Raw genomic sequence first — 21,568 nt, forward strand, 5'->3', positions numbered from 1 at the left:
GCCATTACTCGCTCTGGGGTTAGCTGGGCCTGATCGAAACCAGCTAGGCTTCTGGCAGGAGCAATGCAGGGTGCTGGATACCACGCAAGGAGCCGCCAATGACCGCTTTATCCTGGACCCAGGTCCGTGAAATACCCGGCGAATCACTGGAGTTCGGCGCCGCCCATGTATGTTGTGCCTGGCGCCGTCACACCCTGGCGGCGCACAAGTTCGCCAGCCTGGAGCATGCTTTCGTCAGCAGCCCCCACGCGCTGCCGAGGCTCTTGCAGGACGTGGGCGGCAACCCCAATGCCCGCCAGCACGAGGAGCGTGGAACAGCGGTGTTTGCTGCGGTGTGGTACCCGACAGGGCGGTGGGCGATTTTGTGCGACGCGACCCGCGCCACCCTGGTGCCTCGCGCCGCAGTCGAGGCACTTGCGGCCTGCGGGCAACGCGATGACCGTGTTACCGAAGCGCTACGGGAGCTTTTTGCGGCAGCGCCGGCGAGTCTTTTGCGGACGCTGGACGAGGCTTTTTATCGTTTGAATATCGCGCGACCTACTGCCTGAAAGTTGCATCTGCCTGCCGATCAACTCGGTTAAATCGCACGTTGTTTCAAACACCGAAGTTGAAAGCGATGGATATTCTTGGCCGGTTGCCTGAATAGCGTTGCACCGAATGCAAAAGCCATGAGGGAAACATCAGGAAGGTGCCACTTTCCGGAACTTGGGTGATGCCAAAGCCCGCAGCCAAACAGTCCTTGATGCGCATGCGCAGTGCCGGGTTGTAAGTCGAGGCGATCATGCCCCTGGGGTCGATGAATTCGATATCGCCTCCCACCTGCAGTTGCTCTTCGCGCCCGCCGGTATCGACCCAATAGACCCCGGACCAGAATGCCCCGGGGTGCCCATGCAGCGCATTGGCATGGCCGGCTTGATTGACGTTGACCCAGGCGTTGATCTTCCACTCGAAGTTGGGTTCGACCAGGCCGTATTGTTCGCTGTGCACCGCAGTGAGTTGGCTGGCGAAGTCCTTGGCGAATTGCACCAGGGATTCGCAAGCCGTGCCTCCCCAGAGGTTGAAATCGCTCGGCGATTGCCAGCCGCCGTCGTTGCTGTGCTGCGCGCCACACAGGTCCTGGGCCATGCGGCTGTCGATCAGGGCCTTGAGTTGCACATTCAGCGCTTGGGCATCGGGGTGGCGCAGGCTCGCTACCGGCGTGGCGAACAGATGGCGGATATTGATCAGTTGCGGGTCCACGAGGGTGTTGGCAAGAGGCATGTAAATTCCATTTAAAGCGCCAGGATGGCTCTGGCTAGTTGCAGGTCCGAGAGCTGCGAGTCCCCCGTTACTTGGCGAATCCTGGCGAATGCCGCTTCAATGCGGACCCCGCGAATATCGCCGTCACTGGCAACGAATGCCGCTGCGTCATCCTTGGCCGCCAGCACGATCTTGTCGTCCTTGAACGAGCCGCTAGTGCCTTTGGACGCACTCATGGTGAGACTGACCGAAATATCGGTGGTCATGACGAAACTGGTGGCGTGGGCATGCATGCTCATCAGGCCGCAAACAACACATAACAGGCGGGGAAAGTTTGGCCGTTTCATTGGATCTACGAAGGTTAAGTTGGGGTTAAATTCGGGGGTGAACCCTACCAACGGGTAACCTTCGGCAACCTCAGGGCTTTTGCTAAAGATTGTTAAAAAGTGCGATGGGCGGGTCTTTTTTGAACTTTGCAGGCAACTTTCAAGTTGCCCTCAACAGCCAGGAATTGGTTATCGGAAACCGCCGCAGCGGCGCGGCGAATTAAGTGCCGGATCGCCTATTTTCAGCGCTGTTGGCTGAGCGTTCACCGCCGCCTCTGCTGGTAGAGCAGCGGCGGGGTGCGGTAGCGGTTTCAGTCGGGGTAGGGGCTATGGCCTGGCGCCCAAGCGCTGCACCTCAGGGAACAGCTGGCCCAGGGTGCGGCGGGCCTGGGCCGCCTCCAGGTAGGCGTAGAGCAGGTCGGTCAGGTCTTCGAAGCCCAGGCGTTGGCCGTTGAGCATGGGATTGCACAGCCACAGGCGGACCCGCATGCCCGCCGCCACGCTCCGGGCGTTGGGCGCGGCCAGGGCCTTGAAGCCGGCCGGGGACAGCTCTGGCGCGCGCTGGCCGGCGCTCACTGAGAACACCACGGCCAGGCTCAGGTAGCGCTGCTCCAGTTCGAAGGCATCGAAACAGGTCCAGGACGTGGGTTCGGCGGCGTTGGCGAATTGCAGGCTGTCGGCGCTCAGTGCCAGCACCCGCTGGCCGTGGCGCCGGCGCAGGGCCTCGGCACCCATCAGGCCGGCGAGCCCGGCGCCGAGCAGCAGCGCGCCAGGCCCCCAGAACAACAGCTGGGCCGAGTGCAACTGCCAGGCCGTGGGCAGGCTGGCCAACCAGCCGCCGATGGCCAGCAACAGCACCGAGAGCAGGGCCAGCAGGGCCGCCTGGCCCAGGCAGCGCTCATGAATCTCGCACTGGCCCTGGGGGCCGTCGGCGGCCACTTGCAGTTGTTCCAGCAGCGCTTCCTTGCCGGCGTTATCCACGGCCTTGCAGCTCATCCAGTTGCTGCTGGGCGTTGGCGGCCTGGCAGTAGGCGTCCAGCAGGGCCGAGATGTCATCGACGCTGAGTTTTTGCCCGGCGCGCATCAGGCCGGCGGAGTGGATGCGGATCTGCGGTTGCGGGTCGCGCAGGGCCACAGCCTGGTTGCCGAACAGCTGGCGCACCGGGCGATGGCTGGGCAGCGGGGCGTCGGCGCGCAGGGTCAGTTGTTGCAGGGTTTGCAACAGCTCGTCCTTGACCTGGATGTCCACCACGTCGGTGAGGTTGACCGGCGCGCTCAACGGCTCGGCGAACAACTGGCGCCGGGTCAGGCGCATGAAGACCTGCTGGCCGGCGTTGCGGTGCTGCCAGCTGACCACGGCGAACAGCAGGGTCAGGAACAGGCCGCAGAGCAGCAGGCCGGTCTTGCCCTGGTGCAGGCCCAGGGCCAGGGCGCCGAGGGACGCGAGGGTCAGCAACGGGCCGAACACCTGGTAGCGGCGGGTGTTGGTGAACTCGCTCTGCTCGGGCACGCGCTCGATCACCTGTTGCAGCTCGGCGATCACTCGCTGGCGCTGGGCGGCCTGGGGATGCTCGGCCATGGGCGGGAGGGCGGAATCGGGGTGTTGGGCATCGGTCATGGGGGAGCCTTGGATCAGGGGAGGGAACAAGCACGGGCGGCGCGGGGGCGCTCGCCCGCGTGAGGGTCATTGCGCCTTGAGGTAGTCGTTGAGGAAGGCCTGGGCATTGCCATAGCTGGACAGGTTGTCGTCATAACCCACCTTCAGCGGCTTGGCCTGGCCCGGCAGGTGCAGCTCGCCATAGCCTTCCTGGAGCACCAGCACCACGAACTTCTGGCCGTCGACCTGGGTGAAATAGCGCGTGTCGCGGGAGGTCTGTTCCACGTTCATCTTCTGGATGCGCATGTTCCAGTCGTGGTCGGCGTCTTCCACCTGCACCAGCGCCTGGTTGGCGCTGCGCTCGCCGATGCGCAGGGTCCAGACCTTCACCCCGTGCGGGCCGTTGTAGGCCACCATCTTGTCCGCCACCTGCGGGCGTTCCTCGGCCTGAGCCATCCCGGCCATCCCGGCCACCAGGGCCAACGCCATGGCCCATGCGGCCGTCCATCGGCTATACAAGTGCATCCTTCACGCTCCTGAGAAATTGAAAAGGGGCAGCTATTGAAGTCGGCGCTGGCCGCGCTGCCAAGCACTATGACCGTCGCGCACACTAAAAATGCCGTCGCTCACAAGTGGCGATGGACAAAGTGTGAGTGGGTTACCATTGGCCACCGCACGCCAGGCAGTCATGGACACGCTTTACCGATGGAATGCTGGAACCCCTATCTCGACACCCAATTTCGCTTCGACCGGCCCGGCGCCCTGGCCCGTGCCGGGGTCTTCGATCCCACTGCCCGCCGAGTGATGGGCAGCGCCATCGGCCACTACCGCGCCCGCACCGTGCGCGCCCATGTGCAGTACTTCGACTGCAACCTGCAATTTCCCGAGCCGCTGCGCATCCACAAGGTGCTGCCCGACAGCCTGTGCATCGTCCAGGTGCTCGACGGCCAGTGGCGGCACCGGGTCGATGGCCAGCTCAACCACTACACCCCCGGTGCGCCCCACGCCCTGGGTCTGAGCGAGACCATGGAAGCGGTGGACCAACTGCCCGCCGGCAGCCACGCCTGCCTCTCCGGGCTGCGTATCGCCGGGCATTACCTGCGCGAACTGGCCGAGGAAGACTCCAGCCTGCAACCCTTGCTCGGCCTGCTGGACGACGGCATGTGCTTCAGCGAATTCCAGCGCTGCCAGGCCCTGGGCAACCTGCTGCGACGGCTATACCAGTCGCCGTACCAGGGCGCCCTGGAGCGCCTGCACCAGGAGAGCCTGAGCCTGGCGGTGCTGGTGGAGCTGGCGGCGCACCTGCAAGGCCAGCGCCCCGGGCCACCACCGACGGTGCGCGGCCGCCTGGACCTGGCCCACGAAGCCCGGCGCCTGCTCGACGCCCAGCTGATCGAGCCGCCCGGCAGCCAGGCCCTGGCCCAGCAACTGGGCGTGGGGGAAACCACCCTGCGCCGGGCCTTCGCCCAGGTCTTCGGCCAGTCGATGCTGCAGTACCTGCGCCAGCAGCGCATGGAACTGGCCCGCACCCTGTTGCGCCAGGGCAAATGGCAAGTGGCGCAGATTGCCTATCGCCTGGGCTATGCCAATCCCGCCAACTTCAACCACGCCTATAAAGCCCACTTCGGCCACCCGCCAGGGGCGGAACGCGGCAAGCCCTAGCCTCTTGAGGATGACGAACCATGAGCAAATTGACTGCGCTGATCGCTGAGGCCAAGGCTGGCCTCTCTGTGCAGCAGAACATCCCCCAGGCCGCCTGGGAGGCCATCGCCCGGCAGTGTGGCGAGGCGGAAATCGTCGAGATCGAGGCGCGCATCGCCACGTTGACCGCCCAGCGCGAAGCGGTGGAGGAGTGGGATGGCGACACCCAGGATGACCTGTATTTCGCCATTGCCAACTTCACCCGCTTGTTGGCACTGGCCGTGGCCCATGGGCGCGGAGAGTGAGGGGGGCGGTTGACCGCGCAACGGATTAGTTCAAGTACAGCGAGGGCGAGGTGTGCTGTGGGGCGAGCAGTGCAGCCCGATTCCGTTCAAGGCCAGCACTGTGCATAACGCCCCGGTGGAGCTGAGCGCAGCACAGGCCCTACAAGACTTGGCCAGCCGCCTTGCCAACTGAGTGAACGCCACACTTTGGCTGACGCACCCCTGGCGCCCGAGCCCACTCAGACAAAGTCCGCAGGCTCGAAGCGCTCGCTGGTATCCATGCGCACAAAGCGCAGGCCCAGCGTTTGCAGATGGGCCTCATACAATCCCTGGGCGCAATAGCTGATCAGCAAGCTGCGGCGGCGCGCGCCGCTGGGGTTCAGGCTGGCCCCATGCACCAGATCGGCATCGAACAACAGAATGTCTCCCGCAGCGCCCGAGAGCTGCACCGCATGGGACTCATCGCTGAAATCAAAGGGCGCCAAAGGCTCCCCCGGGCGGTGACTGCCGGGCACGATGCGCGTCGCGCCATTGGCCGGTCCATAGTCATCGAGATAGACCAGGGCAATGGCCCGATCCCCGAGGCGCTGCTCCGACAGATCCCGATGCAGCACCTGATGACCGCCCCCCGGCAACGGCTCGCGGCCCTCCACCTGAGCCAGAAAAAAACCTTCCCCAATCAACTCGCCGGCCACCGCCAGCACCGCCGGCAACCGACAGACCGCCTGCACCCGCGCATCCAGATCCACCAGCGCATGACGCCAATCGTGGCCCCGAGGCACCGGCCATTGCTGCGGCGCAATCACCCCCGCCTCGAACGTGGCCCGCAGCTCATCCAGCCAGCCAGCGGGTACCGCCTGGCGTAGCAACTGGTAGCCGTTTTGATGGAGTTGTTCGCGGTCGATCATGAGGGGGCAGATGTCCTTATCCGGGCAGGGGCAGAGCATAACGGCTCGCCAATCCATGTGACATAACCCGCTAAGGTTTAGCGGTTGCCGGACCCTGAGCAGAGCGCCTAGCCTGCTGCGGTCGCTGCAAAATCAGCGACCGGGCCTGAGAACCCGATCAGATACAGGCACATTGTTGATCAGGAGTTTCAATCATGTTTGCCGGTCATCTGCCCGATTTATTCTGTCATTCGTTTATCTTCCCAGCGCTCAAGCGCAACCTCCGCCAGCCCATGATCGGAGGTGCCCAATGAACTCAAACAAGCCGATCCAGACCCAAGGTTTTGTCACCTTCGGCAACTGCCCCGAAACCGACCACAGCCTGTTCCGTGTCAACGCCGGAGTGCCTCTGCAACAGGCACTGGAGCAGGCCTCGACATTGCTGTACTACGCCAAGAAACTCGCACTGGATGCCGCCATGGAAGAGCAGGGCGAGCGTTATGCCTGGGCTTCGCATTTTTTGGCGGAGATGGGGAAGGCGGTGATTGATGATGTGTGTTTGGGGTTGGGGAATGGAGAAAGTGAGGGCGTGATTCTGAGTTAATGCCGCATGGTAGGGAGTTGATGGAAACGCCGCTTGTTGGTGGTTGATAAGCGGCGTTTGAGGGGATGAAGGGCTTCTATCGACCCATAGCAGCCGTTGGGCGAGGTCTGCTAATGGCCAAAAGTGGCCAATCGGACATACCCTTGTAGACAGAGCGATTTAATTCGTCATGCCAGTTCACTTTTGATAATTCCATAAAGCTAAGTGTAATTAAAGTTATTCTTAATTAGGCATTGCACGAGATGCCTAAGCGAAAGAGCGATGAGCGGCTATTTACCCTGTAAGTCTCGTAAAAAATAATTTCTTTGGTCAGTGCCTTAACAAAAGTCCGATTAAAACAGAAAATTTCCGTATCGAATATGTGCAATTCCAAAAAAATATAACAGATATAAAAACAAGATCTATAAATAAAGTTCAAGACTGTACGCGTGATCAGAAAATTCTCAGCATATTGATATGCACTAGTCAAAATTAATATTGTTCTATGGGGGCGTATGGATCATCAAATCTCCATAAAATTGATCCCGCACATTTTGATTGAGGAGCCTAGAATAAGCCAAGGCTTCGCACTAATGAATGTGTTTAGAGTACCCTTGGACGGTGATCTTTCTTCTTCGATTGTTATAGGCAAAAAAGCGTTGGATGACGCGACCAACTTTTCTATAGTTGAACCAGTGCCAAAGGTATTAGAGGCCCCACCTGCTGAGTCCCTTGACAACCTCTATAGGATTTCAAAAACAACCGCAATTCCATTGCAAGGGCCATTTTCTCGCAGGAAAATTGATGGCAGCCATCTTTGGATCGATATTGAAAATGGTCGACTCGTAGTTCTTAGTGACTGTCAAGATGAGATGATGTCAAACTTGTGCCAAGGGGCGTCGCCATCCAGCATATCTGACACCTACGGCCTAAACTCCCTTATTGGCTTACTCGCAGTTGCAGGTTTTATTCGTGGCATACGGGGGCATGTAGATAAAACTATCGTTGACGCAAAACGGTTTCTGCGGATTCATCTGACTGAGCGCTGCAACCTCTCGTGCGTACATTGTTACGCAGATTCTGGCCCAAACGTTGAGACAAATGGAGAGCTGCCGCCGCAAAGGTGGATCGAGATACTGTCCGAATTTGCACAACTGGGTGGTGAACGAGTGCTCTTCACTGGGGGTGAGGCCCTCGCATACTCCGGATGTGATCAGCTTTTGCGGCATAGTAAGCAGTTAGGACTCCATGTAACGCTGTTTACTAATGGGATATTGGTTCCAAAGTTTAAAGATGCAATCTGCGAAAGTGTTGATGAAGTACAGGTCAGTATTGATGGCGCAAACCCATCGTCGAACGATCCCATTCGCGGGTCTGGAAGCTTCGATAAAGCGGTGAGAGCGATTGATTTGTTGGCGGAACTGGGAGTGCCTGTGCGAGTTTCTACAGTTGCGATGAAAGACAATTGGGATGACATTCAGCGAAACTACCTTACCCTTGTGGCAAGGTGGGAAAACCTACCAGTTACTTTCAAGATTAATTATGGCGTTATGACGCATGGGCGCGGTGAAGAGCTCAAAGATGAACTCGATATAAATAAGACGCGCCCAATTATTGACTCCATGATGGCGTCAATTTACCCAAATGACGCAGCTCGAATCGTACGTAGCACTTCTGGTTGTGGCTATGCTGAACAGATTGTTGTAGCTCCAAACGGAGAGATACATCCTTGTCACTTGCTTAGCGGCGCAATTGCCAATTTAGGCCAAGACACAATGGGGCAGGTGCTCAACACTCTTAAGAAAGTTCAGACTGAATATAGTGTTGATGAGAGTGTAGGCTGTAAGTCCTGTGATATTCGGCATCTTTGTGGTGGTACATGTCGTGTTGAAAATGCTAAGCGAACGAATAACCTTCGCGTAACCTATTGCGATGCAGAGGAAAAACTCCGCAAATTAGTGGCACTCAAGCGTACCTTTACTTGAAGGGAGAAAGTATCGTGGCAAACAAGCAGAAAGGCCCATCATCCGTTAAAATTGACGGAAGTAAGATGCAGAACAAGGGAGGCGTGGAAGTCCGAGATACCGCCGACGGAATTGAGATAGTAGTAGGCGATGTGGAAGTTGAGAAAATTCGAGACCAAAAACAACAGATGATTCAGGCGATAGGTTGCTACAATAATCCTGGCGGCCCAACTTGCTAGCTTTGAATGGAGGTTTATTGTGGGCGAAAAATTGCTATTATCTAGCCCAATGCAAACCACAATAATATCCAAACTTCTGGGCTGCACAGTCCAGAAGTTTTTAGAAGATATTTGGGCTACCAATCAATGCTTTAATCTAAGTGGTGCAGTAGACTATCTCGAGGTGCTTCCTAGCCTAAGCTCTCTTGATAGTCTTTATTTTTCACTCGAGTCAGCAGGGGCACGACTCGGTGTTGTCGACGGGCATGCCTCGCCTTCATCTGGAACATCATTAGTTCGTTCCGATGGAAGAGTTGCGCTTGATGAGGTGCATGCAGCCTATCGTTCAGGAAAAACTTTACTGTTGACGCACCTGCAGAATAGTCATATCGGAGTTGCACGCCTAGCTCGGTTTATAGAGAGTGAATTGCATGGTGCTGGGATTCTCCTTCGAAAGGAGGTGGGTGCAAACCTTTTTCTCACGCCACCTTTCTCTCGTGGGTTTGAGCCTCACTACGATGGCCACGATGTGCTGATATTACAGCTTGCAGGTAAAAAAATATGGAACACCTTCGACCAACGCCCCAAAATCCGTGCGGGTATGGAAGGCGATCAGGTGCCTCCAGACCAATTGGGGCAGATCCGAAATACTTTTGAGCTCCATCAGGGAGATGTCTTGTATCTTCCCCGTGGCAAACCACACGTCGCATATACAACAAATGAAAATTCACTGCATTTGACACTTAGCATCGTTCCGGCTACGTGGTCGGACTTTTTCGCAGAGGAAATTAAGTCACGTAGCGATATTGATAGTCGACTGACAGAAACCTCACAGCCGCCCATTCTAGGAATTAGCCCCAGCAATGCAAGTGAGCTGAGGCAACGCTTAGGTAGACGTTGGCTCGCTAACTTACACTCGCTCCCCGAGGTGCCTCCATGGACTTTATCAATAAATCATCCAAATATAAGCGTACGACTTGCTAAAAGTGTGATTGCAGAACTTGAGATTTTACCACTTTCCGACACTATTAATGTCAGATTACCAGGCTCTACAATTAGGCTTGGTGCCGACGCTGCCGAGACGGTGAAACGTATTCTCGAGGGACACGTGATCTCGCCTAAAAATATATCGCTCGGAGGTAGAACAGATGACTCAAAAACCCGCTTCCTTCATCAGTTGATTGAAATCGGACTCGCAACACCCGTCTTAGAGTAAAAGACTTTTTCCTCGAATGCTCATTGACGCTACCTTGAGTCATTTGGAGATCGCGCTTGAGTCGGACAATCATTTGTTCATGCGCGTCGCTATTACCGTCTTTGTGTACTGGTCTTGACGAATAGCTGCTAAGGGGCAAAAGCGGGCCGAGTCAAAAGCCCGCTCTTGGCCGATTGCTGCCATTCACTAATGACCGCTGTGAGTCAATAGCGATCACTTAGCACCCAATCGCTTCCGAGCCAAAGCAGCCCTCCATCCCGCACCCAACAGCCAATTAGCTTATGCCCAGCAACTGCTGTCCACGAACGGTCGCTAAAGGTACGGTTCGTGCGCGGTGGCTCAAGAGGCCCATTTTCTTTCCAGCCCGAGCTTCGTGAAGCGTTCGATCAGGAACTCGGTGAAAACCTTTACTTTGGCCGGCTGTAGGCGGCGGCTCTGATACGCGATATTGATCGTCAACGGTGGCAGTTCCCACTCTGACAGCACCGGGATCAGCCGGCCGGCGACGATGTCATCGTGAATGATGTACTGGGGCTGGATCAGGATACCCAACCCGGCTAGCGCCGCCGCCCGTATCACCTGGCCTTCATTGGCGTCGAGCACCGGGGTGATCCCGACTGCACAGGCTTGCTGGCGGCCTTTGAAATGCAGCACATAAGGGTCGTTGGCCAAGTTGTAGACCAGCATCTGGTGATGGGCCAGCTCTGCTGGCTCCTTCGGGCGGCCCTGGGCTGCGAGGTAGGCCGGTGAAGCGGCTAGCACACGGCGCATCTGCGCCAGGCGGCGCACGGTAATACCCGAATCTCCTTCGTACTCCCGGGTTCGTATGGCCACGTCGATACCCGCTTCGATAAAGCCGGGATAGCGGTTGGCGGTCGTGATCTGCACGGCAAGCTTGGGGAAGCGCCGCCTGAACTCCGGCAAGGCGGGCGCGAGGTGGTTCATGGCAAACGAGACGGAGCTCGTGACCCGTAGCACACCGCTTGGACTGGTGGCTGCCGAATTGACTGCGGCGTCGGCTTCGGCCATCTCGGCCAGCAAGGCGCTGCAGCACTGGTGGTAGCTGCGCCCAGCCTCGGTCAGCCACATCCTGCGGGTGGTGCGCTCCACCAGCCGAGCTCCCAGTCGCTCTTCCAGGCCACTCAAGTAGCGGCTGGCTGCGGCGTTGGATAGCCCTACCTTTTCAGCAGCCCTGGACAGGTTTCCCAGTTCCGCGACTTGCACGAAGAGTTCGATCTGCGTCCAGCGATCCATATCGACCTATTTTTCCAGTAGGTGGAAATAAGATTTCTATTTTAAGCATTTTTCTTCCATTTCTAGTGCATCAGCATGGCTCCATGGCACACAACAAGGCTGCGCCAGGAGATAACAACGTGCGTAACATCAATGAAGACACCATCACCCAGGCGGTGATTGCGGCGATGGTCGACTGCAACAATCCGCGGCTGCTGACCATCATGACCAGCTTGGTGCAGCACCTGCATTCTTTCGCCCGCGAGGTGGCGCTGACCGAAGCGGAGTGGGAACAGGCGATTGGCTTTCTGACAGCGGTGGGCCACATCACCGATGACAAACGCCAGGAGTTCATCCTGCTGTCGGACACCCTGGGGCTGTCCACCCTGGTGACGGCGCAGAACAACGCCAAGCCTCCAGCCTGTACCGAGTCCACGGTGTTCGGTCCATTCTTCGTCGAGGGCGCGCCCGAACTGTCACTGGGGGCGGATATCGCTAACGGCGCCTGTGGCGAACCTTGCTACGTGAGCGGCCAGGTGCGCGGGCTGGATGGCCAACCCGTGGCCGGTGCGTTGATAGATGTGTGGCAATCGGACGAGGATGGCCACTACGACGTGCAATTACCAACGGCTTGCGGTGAGCATGAGCACCGCGCAAGGGCTCGTCTGTGCACGGATGGCGAAGGACGCTTTCATTTCCGTTCCATCCTGGCGGTGCCTTATCCCATTCCGCACGATGGGCCGGTTGGCCGCATGCTGGAGGCCCTGGGGCGCCATCCTTGGCGACCCGCCCACCTGCATTTCATGATCGTGGCGCCTGGCTACGAGCGGCTGATTACCCATGTCTTTCGTGATGGATGCACCTATCTGGATTCGGATGCCGTATTCGGTGTGCGCTCGACGCTAGTGGCCGATTGGGTTCGCCATGAGGCGGGCCCGGCGCCAGATGGCAAGCGCTCACCCGTGCCGTTCTACACCTTGCAGTACGACTTCGTGCTCAACACTGCCGCCGCGCAGGAGGATCGAGCGTGATTCGACACATCGTGATGTGGCGCCTTGCTGGCGAATCCAGTGAAGAGCAGAGGCTGGCCCGCGAGCAGGTCAAGTGCGCCTTCGAGGGGCTGCGAGGCCGTATACCTGGCTTATGCCAGATCGAGGTCGGTGTCGATCACAGTGCCGTGGACTACGCCTGCGACGTGGTGCTGGTGGCTGACTTCGAGTCCCAGCAAGCATTGGATGGCTATGCCACGCACCCCGAACATCTGCGTGTACGCCAGGAATTGGGTGCGTTGCGTACCACTCGCCATCAGGTTGATTACCTGCGTTATTGAAATTTGGAGTCGTCATGTCGCAATCATTTGTCTATCAGGCACTTCCAAGCCGTGTGGTGTTCGGTGCCGGCGCCCTTGGCCAGCTTGAGGCCGAACTGGACACGCTGGGCGCCCGGCGCGCGCTGGTGCTGTCCACCCCGGAGCAGCGTGCGGGCGCGCAGGCCATAGCCCAGCGCCTGGGCGCGCGCTCGGCAGGAGTCTTCGATCGTGCAGTGATGCACGTGCCCATCGAGACGGCCCGCGAGGCTCGCGAAGTGGCCCGCGAGCGCGATGCTGACTGTGCCATCGCCCTTGGCGGTGGCTCCACGATCGGCCTGGGCAAGGCCATCGCACTGGACAGCGGGCTACCGATTCTGGCGGTGCCGACCACCTATGCCGGTAGCGAGATGACCCCCATCTATGGCATCACCCAAGACGGTGAAAAGCGCACCGGCACCGATGCAAGGGTGCTGCCCAGGACCGTGATCTACGATCCGCAACTCACGCTCACGCTGCCGGTGGACATGTCCATTACCAGTGGCATCAACGCCATCGCCCATGCGGCGGAGGGGCTCTACGCCGCCAACGGCAACCCGGTGACCCGCCTGATGGCGCAAGAAGGCATTCGGGCATTGGCGGCTGGGCTGCCGGGTATTCGCGCCAACCCCCTGGATGTCGACGCTCGAAGCTCGGCGCTTTATGGCGCCTGGCTGTGCGGCACCGTGCTGGCCCACGGGGGCATGGCGTTGCACCACAAGTTGTGTCACACGCTCGGTGGCAGCTTCAACCTTCCACACGCTCACACCCACACCGTGGTGCTGCCTTATGTGTTGGGCTTCAACGCGCCCTTCGCTGAAGACGCCATGCGCAGTATGGCGCGGGCGCTGGGGACACCGGACAGTGCGGCGGCCGGTGCCTGGGATCTGGCCCACGCCAACGGCGCACCAACGTCGTTGCGGGAACTGGGTATGACCGAAGGCGATCTCGAGCGCGCTGCGGATATCGCCACGCAGCGGCCGTACTGGAATCCCCGCCCGGTGGACCGGGCAGCGGTCCGCGCTGTCCTGCAAGCCGCTTTCGACGGTGTCAGGCCGGCCTGATTCCGGTTGTACCTGTCTGGCGTGACCTGTTGCGCCAGCGCCCAGTTAAAGGAGAAAAATAATGTCACAACAACAAAACTCCACACCGGCTGTAGATGCTCACTACGACGTGGCTGTGATCGGCTACGGCCCCACCGGCCTGGTGGCCGCTTCGCTGCTAGGCCAGGCCGGCTACAAGGTGGTCGTGGTGGAGCGCTGGCCCAGCATGTACGGGCTACCGCGACTGACCCATATCGATGGCGAAGTGGCGCGTATCGTCCAGGCGTGTGGCGATGTCGACCAGGCCATGCGTGACTCGCTGCCGCTGCATACCTACCACTACGTCAATGCCGAGGGCGAATTGCTGTTGGAGTTGCACTGGAAGGGCAAGCAGTGCGGCTACATGGCACACAACTCCATCTACCAGCCCGATATCGAGGATGCGATCCATGGTCGCGTTGCCACCTTGGCCAATGTCCATCTGTTTCGTGGCTGGGAAGCTGTCGCCCTGGAGCAAAGCGCAGATCGTGTGGTCTGCACCATTCAACCCACCGACAGCAGCAAGAACACTGCCCAGATTGCCGAAGCGCCGCGTCAGCTGACGGCTCGCTACCTGCTGGGCGCCGACGGCGCCAACAGCTTTGTGCGCACGGCTTCGGATATCGAGCGCAACGACTATGGCCACAAGCACCGTTGGTTGAACCTGGACTCGGAGAACCTGTCGGAGGCGGCCGCGCGCTTCAAGCTGCTGACCATTTTTTGTGACCCGGCCCGCGGCCACATGTACATGCCCATCGGCGACAACCGAACACGCTTCGAAGTGCGCCTGCTGGAGGGGGAGAACATCGAGGATTGGGAAGACCCGGCACGAGGGTGGCGCTGGCTGGAGGAGAAGTACGGCGTTGGCCCGAAGGATTTCAAGTTCCTGCGCAATGTGGTCTACACCTTCCAGACCCGCATGGCCGAACGTTGGCGCAAAGGCCGTGTGCTGCTGGGCGGGGATGCTGCCCACGCCATGATGCCCTATATGGGGCAGGGGGCCTGCTCCGGCATGCGCGACGGTATCAATCTGGCCTGGAAGCTGGACCTGGTGCTCAGTGGCCGTGCCTCGGCTGCACTGCTGGATAGCTACGAAGCGGAGCGCCGCCCGCATGCCCAGGGAATCATGGAGATGTCGCTGTTCCTCGGCCAGGTGACCAACGAGGATGATCCCAAGAAAGCCGCTGCACGTGACGAAGCCTTCCGCAGCGGCAGCATGCCACCGATGCCGGCGTTTCCAAGGTTGGAACACGGTGTGATACACCGCGAGGCCGATGGCGGCTTGCTGCCTTCCTCCGGCCTGCCGGGGCCACAGTCGCGAGTGCGATGCGCTGGTATCGAGGGCCGGCTGGACGATGTGGTCGGCCATGGCTTCTTGCTGGTGGCACAACAAGACCCGAGGCCATTCCTGGGCTCCGGCCAGCAAGCTTTCTTGACCCAGCTCGGCTGCCGGATCGTGGTGCTGGGCCAGGACGAGCAGGTACCTGGCGCTGTCATCGAGCTGGATGGGGAGATGTCCGGCTTCATGGCGGCGCAGGGTATCCAGGCCTATATCGCCCGCCCGGATTTCGCCATCTTCGGCTCAGTTTCGCGCCTGGAGGCGCTGGCGCCCCTGGTCGATGACTTGCGTTTGAAACTGCATTGGCTTGAGGAAAGGGGCCGTAACGGCACTCGAACAGACCAGCCCACGGAGCAAACCGCATGACACAGACCCTCTCTTCCGCCACGCTGGCCTTCCAGCGCGCAATGCCCATGACCCGGCTGCTGGATTGCGGCATGGATTTCGCCGATGCCCAAGCCTTGTTCCACCGCACCAGTGCCGGGGAGGAATGGGACCTGGTGGCTGAAGCACTGGCGCAATCTCAGCTGAAGCGCGCAGCGCAGGCGGCCGATGCCGGCTGCCACGTGACCGCGACCCAAGCGCAGGCCGCCGCTCTGGCCGACTTGCTGTTTGCGCAGATGGCCTTCAATCACGACAACCCTCGCAAGCGAGCCCTCTATGGCCAGTTGGTGGCTGCGACACGGCAGTTGTGCGAATGGTCCGAAGGTCGTATGGCTCGTGTCGAGCTGCCGTTTGCCCAAGGCCAACTGGTCGGTTGGCTGGTGCGGCCGCAGGTTGTGCCGGCGCGAGGCACGGTGCTGGTGTTCGGCGGGCAAAGCGGCTGGGGCATGGCTTATCTGCCCATCGCCCGCGCACTCGCCCGGCGCGGTCTGGCCACCTTGCTGGCCGAGGGGCCCGGCCAGGGTGAGACACGCATCAGCCAGGGCATTCTCGTCGATGTGGATATGGAGGCGGCGTACAGCCGGTTCATCGACTTCATCACGAGCGACACTACCCTCGGCGCCCCCGGCATCTGGGGCAACAGCGTGGGCGGGTTATGGGCTGCCCGCACGGCGGCGGCCGATGCGCGGATCCGTGCTTGCTGCGTCAACGGCGGCCTGGCAGCCCCGGTGTTGTTGCCTTTTCGTACTTTTGTCGAGCAGGCCGGTGCCATGCTGGGCACCGACGATGAGGCGGCCATTGGCGAGAACTTCAAGCGCATGAGCTTGCATCCGGAGCGCCATCGCATCGCTTGTCCACTGCTGGTGCTGCATGGTGGAGCCGATCCTTTGGTGAAGCCGCAGGATTTCCAGCCTTTCCTGGATGCGGCGGATAGCGCCGATACCACATTGCGCGTCTGGGAGGATGGCGAGCACACGCTGTATAACCATGCGTGCGAGCGCACCGCCTTCGTGGCGGACTGGTTTGCCCAGCGCCTTGGTGTCGAGCCCAACGGGTGAGCTAACGGCGATTAGATTACAGGCAGTGCCAGTGCGCTCTGATCTCGCCCTCCAGGCACAGGGCGCGTTCCCGCAGGGAGAGGGGAGGCCCCGGGGTTCTCCAGCGACAACACGCAGAGCTGCCAGGCTGCACAGCATCAAGATGAAAACCCCAGGTGCGGTTCTGGCCGCCCTGGCGATTGTGGAGTGATCTGCCGCTCTTAAACTCGCCGTGCCCTGCGATGATCCCCCCTCAAAACGTCGGCGGCGTAATCACCCACAACACCACCGCATCCTCCTCCCCAGGGTTCCCATACTTATGCGGCTCCTGGCTGGAGAACCTGAAGCTGTCCCCCTCGCTCAGCTGGAAATAGCGCTCGCCCACCCACAGCTCGAAGCTCCCCGACAGCACATACCCGGCTTCCTCGCCCTCATGGCTGTAGCTCTCCTTGCTGTAGGTGCCCGGGGGAAAGCGTGAGTGCAAGAATTCCAGTTGCTGGGTCGGTTGCGGGGTCAGCAGTTGGTCGACGATGCCGTTTTCGTAGTTCACCTGCAGCCGCTGTTTCTTGCGCACCACGTAGCCCTGGTCTTCGGGGGCCGTCTGGGTTTCGCTGGCGAAGAACCACTGGATGGTCACGCCCAGGCTGCGGGCGATGTTGAACAGGGCGGGGATGGAGGGGTAGGCGAGGTTGCGTTCCAGCTGGCTGATGTAGCCGGCGGTGAGTTCGCTCTGCTGGGCCAGTTCGCTCAGGGTCAGGCCGCGGCGTTTGCGCAGGCCGCGGATGCGCGTGCCAAGGAACTGCGGGCCGCCGGGGGCCTGGTGGTCGCCGCCGGGCTCGGGCAGGTGGCTCGCGGGCGGCGTCTTGCTGCTTTGGGTCATGGCGGGCTCCAGGCTTGGAAGGCGGGCGCGTCCGAGCACCCGTCCTGCAAAAGCCCTGGAGTATAAAGCAGCCTCAAAGCGCCCAGGCGACTTTCAAGCCTTCATGGATGGCTTCTTCGACGGTGCGCGGGGCCAGGCAGTCGCCGATGCGCTGGAAGGCCACCAGGCCCTTGAGTTGCTCACCCAGGTCGTCCACCGGCTGGTGGCCCTGGCACAGCACCAGGCTGTCGACGTTTTCCAGCAGCATCGGCTCGCCGCTGGCGGTGTGCTGCAGGTACACGGTGTTGTCGTCGCAGCCGTAGAGGCGGGCGTAGGGGATGATCGGCAGCCCCAGCTTGTGTAGTTCCCCGGCCAGTTGGTCGCGCACGTACAGCGGCAGGCTTTCGCCGCAGTGAGTGCCGTTGACCGCCAGTTGCACCTGGTGCCCGGCGCGCAGCAGGCGCTCGGCGATGCCCGGGCCGATCCAGTCGCAGCGCCAGTCGGCCACCACCACCGAGCGCCCGAGCTGGACCTCGTCGCGCAGCACTTGCCAGGCGTCCACCACTTGCAGCTCGCCGGCGCGCTCGAAATGGGGCCAGTAGGGGCGGGCGCCGGTGGCGATGATCACGTGGTCGGGCTGTTCGCGCTCCACCAGGGCGCGATCGACCCGGGTGTTGCGCACCACCTCGACCCCGGCCAGTTGCATTTCCCGTTGCAGGTTGGTGCTGGCGCCGCCGAATTCGCTGCGCCGGGGCAGCAGTTGCGCCAGCAGCACCTGGCCACCGAGCTGGGAGCCGGCTTCGTAGAGGGTCACCTGGTGGCCGCGCTGGGCGGCGACGGCGGCGGCCTTCATGCCCGCCGGGCCACCGCCCACCACCAGGATGCGCTTGCGCTGTTGGGCCGGCCGAGCCTGGGCGTACAGCAGTTCGCGGCCGGTTTCCGGGTGCTGGATGCAAGAGATCGGCAGGCCCTTGTGGAAGTGGCCGATGCACGCCTGGTTGCAGGCGATGCAGGCGCGCACGTCATCGACCCGGCCGCTGTCGCTCTTGTTGGGCATTTGCGGGTCGCAGATCAGCGCCCGGGTCATGCCGCACACGTCGGCCTGGCCTTTGGCGAGAATGGCCTCGGCTTCCTGGGGTTGGTTGATGCGCCCGGTGACGAACAGCGGGATCTGCAGCGCGGCCTTGAAGGTCCCGGCTTCGCGGGCCAGGTAAGCCGCTTCAACCGCCATGGGCGGGACGATGTGCACGGCGCCGCCGAGGGAGGCCGAGGTGCCGGCGACGATATGCAGGTAGTCCAGCTGGTCTTGCAGTTGTTGGGCGGCGGCCAGGGACTCGTCCTCGGTCAGGCCCTCGGGGTCGCGTTCGTCGGCGCTGATGCGCAGGCCGATGATGAAGTCGTCGGCGGTGCTGGCGCGCATGGCCGCCAGCACCTCGCGGATAAAGCGCAGGCGCTGCTCCAGCTCGCCGTTGTAGCCGTCGCTGCGGTGGTTGACCCGCGGGTTGAGGAATTGCGCTGGCAGGTAGCCGTGGCTGGCCACCAGCTCCACGCCATCCAGGCCGGCCTGGTGCAGGCGCCGGGCAGCGTCGGCGTAACCCTGGATGATCGCGTCGATCATCTCCTGGTCCAGGGCCCGGGGCATGACCCGGAAGCGCTCGTTGGGCACGCCCGAGGGGGCATAGGCCACCGCCAGCAGGCCGTCGGCGGACTCCATGATCTCGCGCCCCGGATGAAACACCTGGGACAGCACCAGCGTGCCGTGGGCATGGCAGGTCTCGGCCAGGCGCCGGTAGCCGTCGATGCAGGCATCGTCGGTGGCCATCAGCACATGGCTGGTGTAGCGCGCACTGTCGTGGACCCCGGCCACCTGCAACACGATCAGCCCAACCCCGCCTTCGGCCCGGGCCCGGTGGTAGGCGATCAACTGCTCGTTGACCAGGTTGTCGGTGGGCATCGAGGTGTCGTGGCCGCTGGACATGATGCGGTTCTTCAGGTGCTTGCCACGGATCTGCAACGGCGCGAAGAGGTGCGGGAAGGCGGTGGTCATGGCGCGGGCTCCAGGCTGGCCAAGGGCAGGGTGATGCCTTGGCGTTGTTATTGTTTTCCTATAAAAATTTACCGGTAGTAAAAAATCAACTTGTTTTTTTACTGATCCTTGCAGTAGCTTCGATTGGCGCCCCAGCCTGCGGGGCGCCCCTCACAACAATAAAAAAGGGCCGTGCCGGAGTTGTCCGGCAGGGCACCGTCACGAGGAATCACCGATGAAAGCGCTCACCCGCAAGCATGGTTGTTCGTTCCTGGCCCTGAGCCTCGCCCTGACATTGGGCCTGGACAGTGCCCGGGCAGCCCCCGACATGGTCGTGGTGGGGTACGGCGGAGCCGGCCAGAAAGCCCAGGATGTGGCGTTGTTCCAACCCTTTGCCAAGGCCGATGGCAGCAAGCTGATCCAGAGCGAGTACAACGGCGAGATGGCGCGGATCAAGGTCATGGTCGACACCGGCAACGTCGATTGGGACGTGGTGCAGATCGAAGGTCCGGACCTGATGCGCGGCTGCGACGAAGGCATGTACGAACCCCTGGACTGGAAGGCCCTGGGCCACGCCGACGAGCTGATCGCCGATGCCGCCCAGCCCTGTGGCTCGGCTGTGCTGGTGTGGAGCGTGGCCATCGCCTACGACCGCAACAAGCTGGCCAGGGCCCCGGCCTCCTGGGCCGATTTCTGGGACGTCAAGCAGTTCCCCGGCAAGCGCGGCCTGCGCAAGCGCGCGGTGTACAACCTGGAGTTCGCGTTGCTGGCCGATGGGGTCAAGGTCGAGGACGTGTACAAGGTCCTGGCCACGCCCGAGGGGGTGGATCGGGCCTTCGCCAAGCTCAGCCAGCTCAAGCCGTACATCCAGTGGTGGGAGGCCGGGGCGCAGCCGGCGCAGTGGCTCAGCGCCGGCGATGTGGTGATGACCTCGACCTACAGCGGCCGCATCGCCGCGGCCGCCCAGGACGGCGCGCCCCTGGCCGTGGTCTGGCCCGGCAGCCTGTATGGCATGGATTACTGGGCGATCATCAAGGGCTCCAGGCACGTGGCCCAGGCCAAGCGCTTCATTGCCTACGCCAACCGCCCCGAGGCCCAGGTCGACTATGTGCGCGCCATTCCCTACGGCCCCACCAACACCCTGGCCGCGGCCCGGCTCGACCCGGCGCTGGCGCAGTGGGTGCCGACCTCGGAACAGAACCTCAAGGGCGCCCTGGCGATGAACGTGGAGTTCTGGGTCGATCATGGCGAGGAGCTGGAAGAGCGCTTCAACGCCTGGGCCAGCAAGTAACCCCAACGGGCTGGACGTCGGCGGACGTGCGGCCCTATCGTTTGCCAGCCCAACAGCCTGGAGGACTCCAATAATGAACAAGATCGTGCCCAGCCCCCACGCCCTGACCGAGCGCAGCGTCACCGAGCAGCGCCTGCGCGAAGAGCTGGCGGCTTGCTACCGCCTGATCGCGCACTTTCGCATGACCGATTTGATCTTCACCCATATCTCGGTGCGCCTGCCCGGGCCCGAGCATCACTTCCTGATCAACCCCTACGGACTGATGTTCGAGGAAATCACCGCCTCCAACCTGGTGAAGATCGACCTCGATGGCCAGGCCGTGGAACCTTCGCCGTATCCGGTGAACCCGGCGGGGTTCGTGATCCACAGCGCCATCCATGGCGCTCGCGACGATGCCCAGTGTGTGCTGCACACCCATACCAAGGCCGGTTGTGCGGTGGCGGCGCTCAAGTGTGGCTTGCTGCCGGTGAACCAGATCTCCATGGAGTTCTATGGCCGGGTGGCCTACCACGACTACGAAGGCGTGGCCCTGGACCTGGCCGAGCAACAGCGGCTGGTGGCTGACCTGGGCGACAAGAGCGTGCTGATGCTGCGCAACCACGGCCTGCTCACCGTGGGCGAAACCGTCAGCCAGGCATTCTTGCGCATGTATTACCTGGAGAAGGCCTGCGAGATCCAGCTGGCGGCCCAGGCGGCGGGGGAGATCGTGCTGCCACCGGACGCGGTCTGCGCCCACACCGAGCGCCAGTTCAACGACCCGGGCCGGCCGTTGCAGGAGGGCGAACTGAGCGACCCGGACGCCATGCAACTGGCCTGGGCCGCGCTGCTGCGCCTGCTCGAGCGCATCGCCCCCGGCTACCGCGACTGACGCCACCACCCCAGCGCCCGTAACACCAAGCACCGCAGCGCGGCAGGCAAACCGTGGATAACGATTGGCGGCTCGTGCCGAGCCGTGCGCAACCTGCGCCAGCGGCTACACGAAGCCCTGTAGTCGCTGTAGAGCGCAGCGAGGCTGCG

23 protein-coding genes are annotated in these 21,568 nt (G+C 61.4%); 14 read left to right on the plus strand and 9 right to left on the minus strand.

Going from position 1 to position 21,568, the window contains the following annotated elements; all coding sequences use genetic code 11:
* Nucleotides 1–98: 98 nt before the first annotated feature.
* Nucleotides 99–548 carry a hypothetical protein gene (locus tag C4K39_RS13335; protein ID WP_124346637.1) on the plus strand — a complete coding sequence of 150 codons (450 nt, stop codon included), beginning with the start codon at nt 99–101 and terminating at the stop codon, nt 546–548.
* Between the two features lie 46 nt (nt 549–594).
* Here the strand turns inward: C4K39_RS13335 and C4K39_RS13340 are convergent, their stop codons facing one another.
* From C4K39_RS13340 to C4K39_RS13360, 5 genes are all read right to left on the minus strand, one after another.
* A complete protein-coding gene (locus tag C4K39_RS13340; RefSeq protein ID WP_124346638.1) occupies nt 595–1,260 on the minus strand; it encodes a TIGR02466 family protein in 666 nt (221 codons plus the stop codon).
* A gap of 11 nt (nt 1,261–1,271) precedes the next feature.
* A complete protein-coding gene (locus tag C4K39_RS13345) occupies nt 1,272–1,586 on the minus strand; it encodes a DUF2388 domain-containing protein (RefSeq protein ID WP_124346639.1) in 315 nt (104 codons plus the stop codon).
* 306 nt (nt 1,587–1,892) lie between these two features.
* Nucleotides 1,893–2,561, minus strand: a complete 669-nt coding sequence (locus C4K39_RS13350) for a hypothetical protein (protein WP_178083961.1) — start codon at nt 2,559–2,561, stop codon at nt 1,893–1,895.
* A complete protein-coding gene (locus C4K39_RS13355; protein WP_053130527.1) occupies nt 2,539–3,183 on the minus strand; it encodes a hypothetical protein in 645 nt (214 codons plus the stop codon). Before C4K39_RS13355 ends, C4K39_RS13350 begins: the two co-directional genes overlap by 23 nt.
* A gap of 66 nt (nt 3,184–3,249) precedes the next feature.
* Entirely contained in the window at nt 3,250–3,687 is a 438-nt protein-coding gene (locus C4K39_RS13360; protein ID WP_124346641.1) for a hypothetical protein, read from the minus strand.
* Between the two features lie 180 nt (nt 3,688–3,867).
* Here C4K39_RS13360 and C4K39_RS13365 point away from each other — a divergent pair, with 180 nt between their 5' ends.
* Together C4K39_RS13365 and C4K39_RS13370 are read left to right on the plus strand one after the other, a co-directional pair.
* Nucleotides 3,868–4,824: a helix-turn-helix transcriptional regulator gene (locus tag C4K39_RS13365; protein ID WP_053130521.1), complete on the plus strand. Its 957-nt coding sequence runs from the start codon at nt 3,868–3,870 to the stop codon at nt 4,822–4,824.
* Nucleotides 4,825–4,844: 20 nt separating this feature from the next.
* A complete protein-coding gene (locus tag C4K39_RS13370; RefSeq protein ID WP_124346642.1) occupies nt 4,845–5,108 on the plus strand; it encodes a hypothetical protein in 264 nt (87 codons plus the stop codon).
* A gap of 218 nt (nt 5,109–5,326) precedes the next feature.
* Here the strand turns inward: C4K39_RS13370 and C4K39_RS13375 are convergent, their stop codons facing one another.
* Nucleotides 5,327–5,995 (minus strand): phytanoyl-CoA dioxygenase family protein, encoded by a 669-nt coding sequence (locus C4K39_RS13375; protein ID WP_124346643.1) that lies wholly within the window; start codon nt 5,993–5,995, stop codon nt 5,327–5,329.
* Nucleotides 5,996–6,284: 289 nt separating this feature from the next.
* Here C4K39_RS13375 and C4K39_RS13380 point away from each other — a divergent pair, with 289 nt between their 5' ends.
* The 4 genes from C4K39_RS13380 (at nt 6,285) to C4K39_RS13395 (ending at nt 9,955) form a co-directional block, all read left to right on the plus strand.
* Nucleotides 6,285–6,578 (plus strand): DUF3077 domain-containing protein, encoded by a 294-nt coding sequence (locus C4K39_RS13380; protein WP_124346644.1) that lies wholly within the window; start codon nt 6,285–6,287, stop codon nt 6,576–6,578.
* 494 nt (nt 6,579–7,072) lie between these two features.
* The gene (locus C4K39_RS13385) at nt 7,073–8,542 is read left to right on the plus strand and encodes a radical SAM/SPASM domain-containing protein (protein ID WP_124346645.1); all 1,470 of its coding nucleotides are present in this window, start codon (nt 7,073–7,075) and stop codon (nt 8,540–8,542) included.
* 14 nt (nt 8,543–8,556) lie between these two features.
* A complete protein-coding gene (locus C4K39_RS13390) occupies nt 8,557–8,760 on the plus strand; it encodes a hypothetical protein (protein ID WP_124346646.1) in 204 nt (67 codons plus the stop codon).
* A gap of 19 nt (nt 8,761–8,779) precedes the next feature.
* Nucleotides 8,780–9,955 (plus strand): JmjC domain-containing protein, encoded by a 1,176-nt coding sequence (locus C4K39_RS13395; protein ID WP_124346647.1) that lies wholly within the window; start codon nt 8,780–8,782, stop codon nt 9,953–9,955.
* 339 nt (nt 9,956–10,294) lie between these two features.
* Here C4K39_RS13395 and C4K39_RS13400 read toward each other — a convergent pair whose 3' ends face one another.
* Nucleotides 10,295–11,209, minus strand: a complete 915-nt coding sequence (locus C4K39_RS13400; RefSeq protein WP_124346648.1) for a LysR family transcriptional regulator — start codon at nt 11,207–11,209, stop codon at nt 10,295–10,297.
* A 119-nt stretch (nt 11,210–11,328) separates the two neighbouring features.
* On the opposite strand from C4K39_RS13400, the gene C4K39_RS13405 reads away from it, so the two are divergent.
* The 5 genes from C4K39_RS13405 to C4K39_RS13425 all read left to right on the plus strand — a co-directional run bounded on the left by C4K39_RS13405 (nt 11,329) and on the right by C4K39_RS13425 (nt 16,396).
* Entirely contained in the window at nt 11,329–12,219 is an 891-nt protein-coding gene (locus C4K39_RS13405; RefSeq protein WP_124346649.1) for an intradiol ring-cleavage dioxygenase, read from the plus strand.
* Nucleotides 12,216–12,518: a Dabb family protein gene (locus C4K39_RS13410; protein WP_217884178.1), complete on the plus strand. Its 303-nt coding sequence runs from the start codon at nt 12,216–12,218 to the stop codon at nt 12,516–12,518. The genes C4K39_RS13405 and C4K39_RS13410 overlap by 4 nt, the downstream gene beginning before the upstream one ends.
* A gap of 14 nt (nt 12,519–12,532) precedes the next feature.
* Nucleotides 12,533–13,597 (plus strand): maleylacetate reductase, encoded by a 1,065-nt coding sequence (locus C4K39_RS13415; protein WP_124346650.1) that lies wholly within the window; start codon nt 12,533–12,535, stop codon nt 13,595–13,597.
* Between the two features lie 61 nt (nt 13,598–13,658).
* The gene (gene mhpA, locus C4K39_RS13420; RefSeq protein WP_124346651.1) at nt 13,659–15,320 is read left to right on the plus strand and encodes a bifunctional 3-(3-hydroxy-phenyl)propionate/3-hydroxycinnamic acid hydroxylase MhpA; all 1,662 of its coding nucleotides are present in this window, start codon (nt 13,659–13,661) and stop codon (nt 15,318–15,320) included.
* Nucleotides 15,317–16,396 (plus strand): alpha/beta hydrolase family protein, encoded by a 1,080-nt coding sequence (locus tag C4K39_RS13425; protein ID WP_124346652.1) that lies wholly within the window; start codon nt 15,317–15,319, stop codon nt 16,394–16,396. Before mhpA ends, C4K39_RS13425 begins: the two co-directional genes overlap by 4 nt.
* A 232-nt stretch (nt 16,397–16,628) precedes the next feature.
* On the opposite strand, the gene C4K39_RS13430 is transcribed toward C4K39_RS13425, so the two are convergent.
* Both C4K39_RS13430 and C4K39_RS13435 read right to left on the minus strand, forming a co-directional pair.
* Nucleotides 16,629–17,255 (minus strand): helix-turn-helix domain-containing protein, encoded by a 627-nt coding sequence (locus C4K39_RS13430; protein ID WP_068583919.1) that lies wholly within the window; start codon nt 17,253–17,255, stop codon nt 16,629–16,631.
* Nucleotides 17,256–17,328: 73 nt separating this feature from the next.
* A complete protein-coding gene (locus C4K39_RS13435) occupies nt 17,329–19,281 on the minus strand; it encodes an oxidoreductase (RefSeq protein WP_124346653.1) in 1,953 nt (650 codons plus the stop codon).
* A gap of 214 nt (nt 19,282–19,495) precedes the next feature.
* On the opposite strand from C4K39_RS13435, the gene C4K39_RS13440 reads away from it, so the two are divergent.
* Both C4K39_RS13440 and C4K39_RS13445 read left to right on the plus strand, forming a co-directional pair.
* Nucleotides 19,496–20,551, plus strand: coding sequence for an ABC transporter substrate-binding protein (locus C4K39_RS13440; RefSeq protein ID WP_053130509.1), 1,056 nt, complete (start codon nt 19,496–19,498; stop codon nt 20,549–20,551).
* Nucleotides 20,552–20,624: 73 nt separating this feature from the next.
* Nucleotides 20,625–21,419, plus strand: coding sequence for a class II aldolase/adducin family protein (locus C4K39_RS13445; protein WP_124346654.1), 795 nt, complete (start codon nt 20,625–20,627; stop codon nt 21,417–21,419).
* Nucleotides 21,420–21,568 lie beyond the last annotated feature (149 nt).

The sequence above is a fragment of the Pseudomonas sessilinigenes genome, from assembly GCF_003850565.1.
Classification (GTDB): Bacteria; Pseudomonadota; Gammaproteobacteria; order Pseudomonadales; family Pseudomonadaceae; genus Aquipseudomonas; species Aquipseudomonas sessilinigenes.

Bases quoted from the DNA above. Each gene is read 5' to 3' on its own strand.
- C4K39_RS13335 (WP_124346637.1), top strand. From the start codon at position 99: ATGACCGCTTTATCCTGGACCCAGGTCCGTGAAATACCCGGCGAATCA.
- C4K39_RS13345 (WP_124346639.1), bottom strand. From the start codon at position 1,586: ATGAAACGGCCAAACTTTCCCCGCCTGTTATGTGTTGTTTGCGGCCTG.
- C4K39_RS13430 (WP_068583919.1), bottom strand. From the start codon at position 17,255: ATGACCCAAAGCAGCAAGACGCCGCCCGCGAGCCACCTGCCCGAGCCC.
- C4K39_RS13350 (WP_178083961.1), bottom strand. From the start codon at position 2,561: ATGAGCTGCAAGGCCGTGGATAACGCCGGCAAGGAAGCGCTGCTGGAA.
- C4K39_RS13415 (WP_124346650.1), top strand. From the start codon at position 12,533: ATGTCGCAATCATTTGTCTATCAGGCACTTCCAAGCCGTGTGGTGTTC.
- C4K39_RS13340 (WP_124346638.1), bottom strand. From the start codon at position 1,260: ATGCCTCTTGCCAACACCCTCGTGGACCCGCAACTGATCAATATCCGC.
- C4K39_RS13365 (WP_053130521.1), top strand. From the start codon at position 3,868: ATGGAATGCTGGAACCCCTATCTCGACACCCAATTTCGCTTCGACCGG.
- mhpA (WP_124346651.1), top strand. From the start codon at position 13,659: ATGTCACAACAACAAAACTCCACACCGGCTGTAGATGCTCACTACGAC.
- C4K39_RS13355 (WP_053130527.1), bottom strand. From the start codon at position 3,183: ATGACCGATGCCCAACACCCCGATTCCGCCCTCCCGCCCATGGCCGAG.
- C4K39_RS13375 (WP_124346643.1), bottom strand. From the start codon at position 5,995: ATGATCGACCGCGAACAACTCCATCAAAACGGCTACCAGTTGCTACGC.
- C4K39_RS13360 (WP_124346641.1), bottom strand. From the start codon at position 3,687: ATGCACTTGTATAGCCGATGGACGGCCGCATGGGCCATGGCGTTGGCC.
- C4K39_RS13435 (WP_124346653.1), bottom strand. From the start codon at position 19,281: ATGACCACCGCCTTCCCGCACCTCTTCGCGCCGTTGCAGATCCGTGGC.
- C4K39_RS13425 (WP_124346652.1), top strand. From the start codon at position 15,317: ATGACACAGACCCTCTCTTCCGCCACGCTGGCCTTCCAGCGCGCAATG.
- C4K39_RS13380 (WP_124346644.1), top strand. From the start codon at position 6,285: ATGAACTCAAACAAGCCGATCCAGACCCAAGGTTTTGTCACCTTCGGC.
- C4K39_RS13385 (WP_124346645.1), top strand. From the start codon at position 7,073: ATGGATCATCAAATCTCCATAAAATTGATCCCGCACATTTTGATTGAG.
- C4K39_RS13370 (WP_124346642.1), top strand. From the start codon at position 4,845: ATGAGCAAATTGACTGCGCTGATCGCTGAGGCCAAGGCTGGCCTCTCT.
- C4K39_RS13400 (WP_124346648.1), bottom strand. From the start codon at position 11,209: ATGGATCGCTGGACGCAGATCGAACTCTTCGTGCAAGTCGCGGAACTG.
- C4K39_RS13440 (WP_053130509.1), top strand. From the start codon at position 19,496: ATGAAAGCGCTCACCCGCAAGCATGGTTGTTCGTTCCTGGCCCTGAGC.
- C4K39_RS13445 (WP_124346654.1), top strand. From the start codon at position 20,625: ATGAACAAGATCGTGCCCAGCCCCCACGCCCTGACCGAGCGCAGCGTC.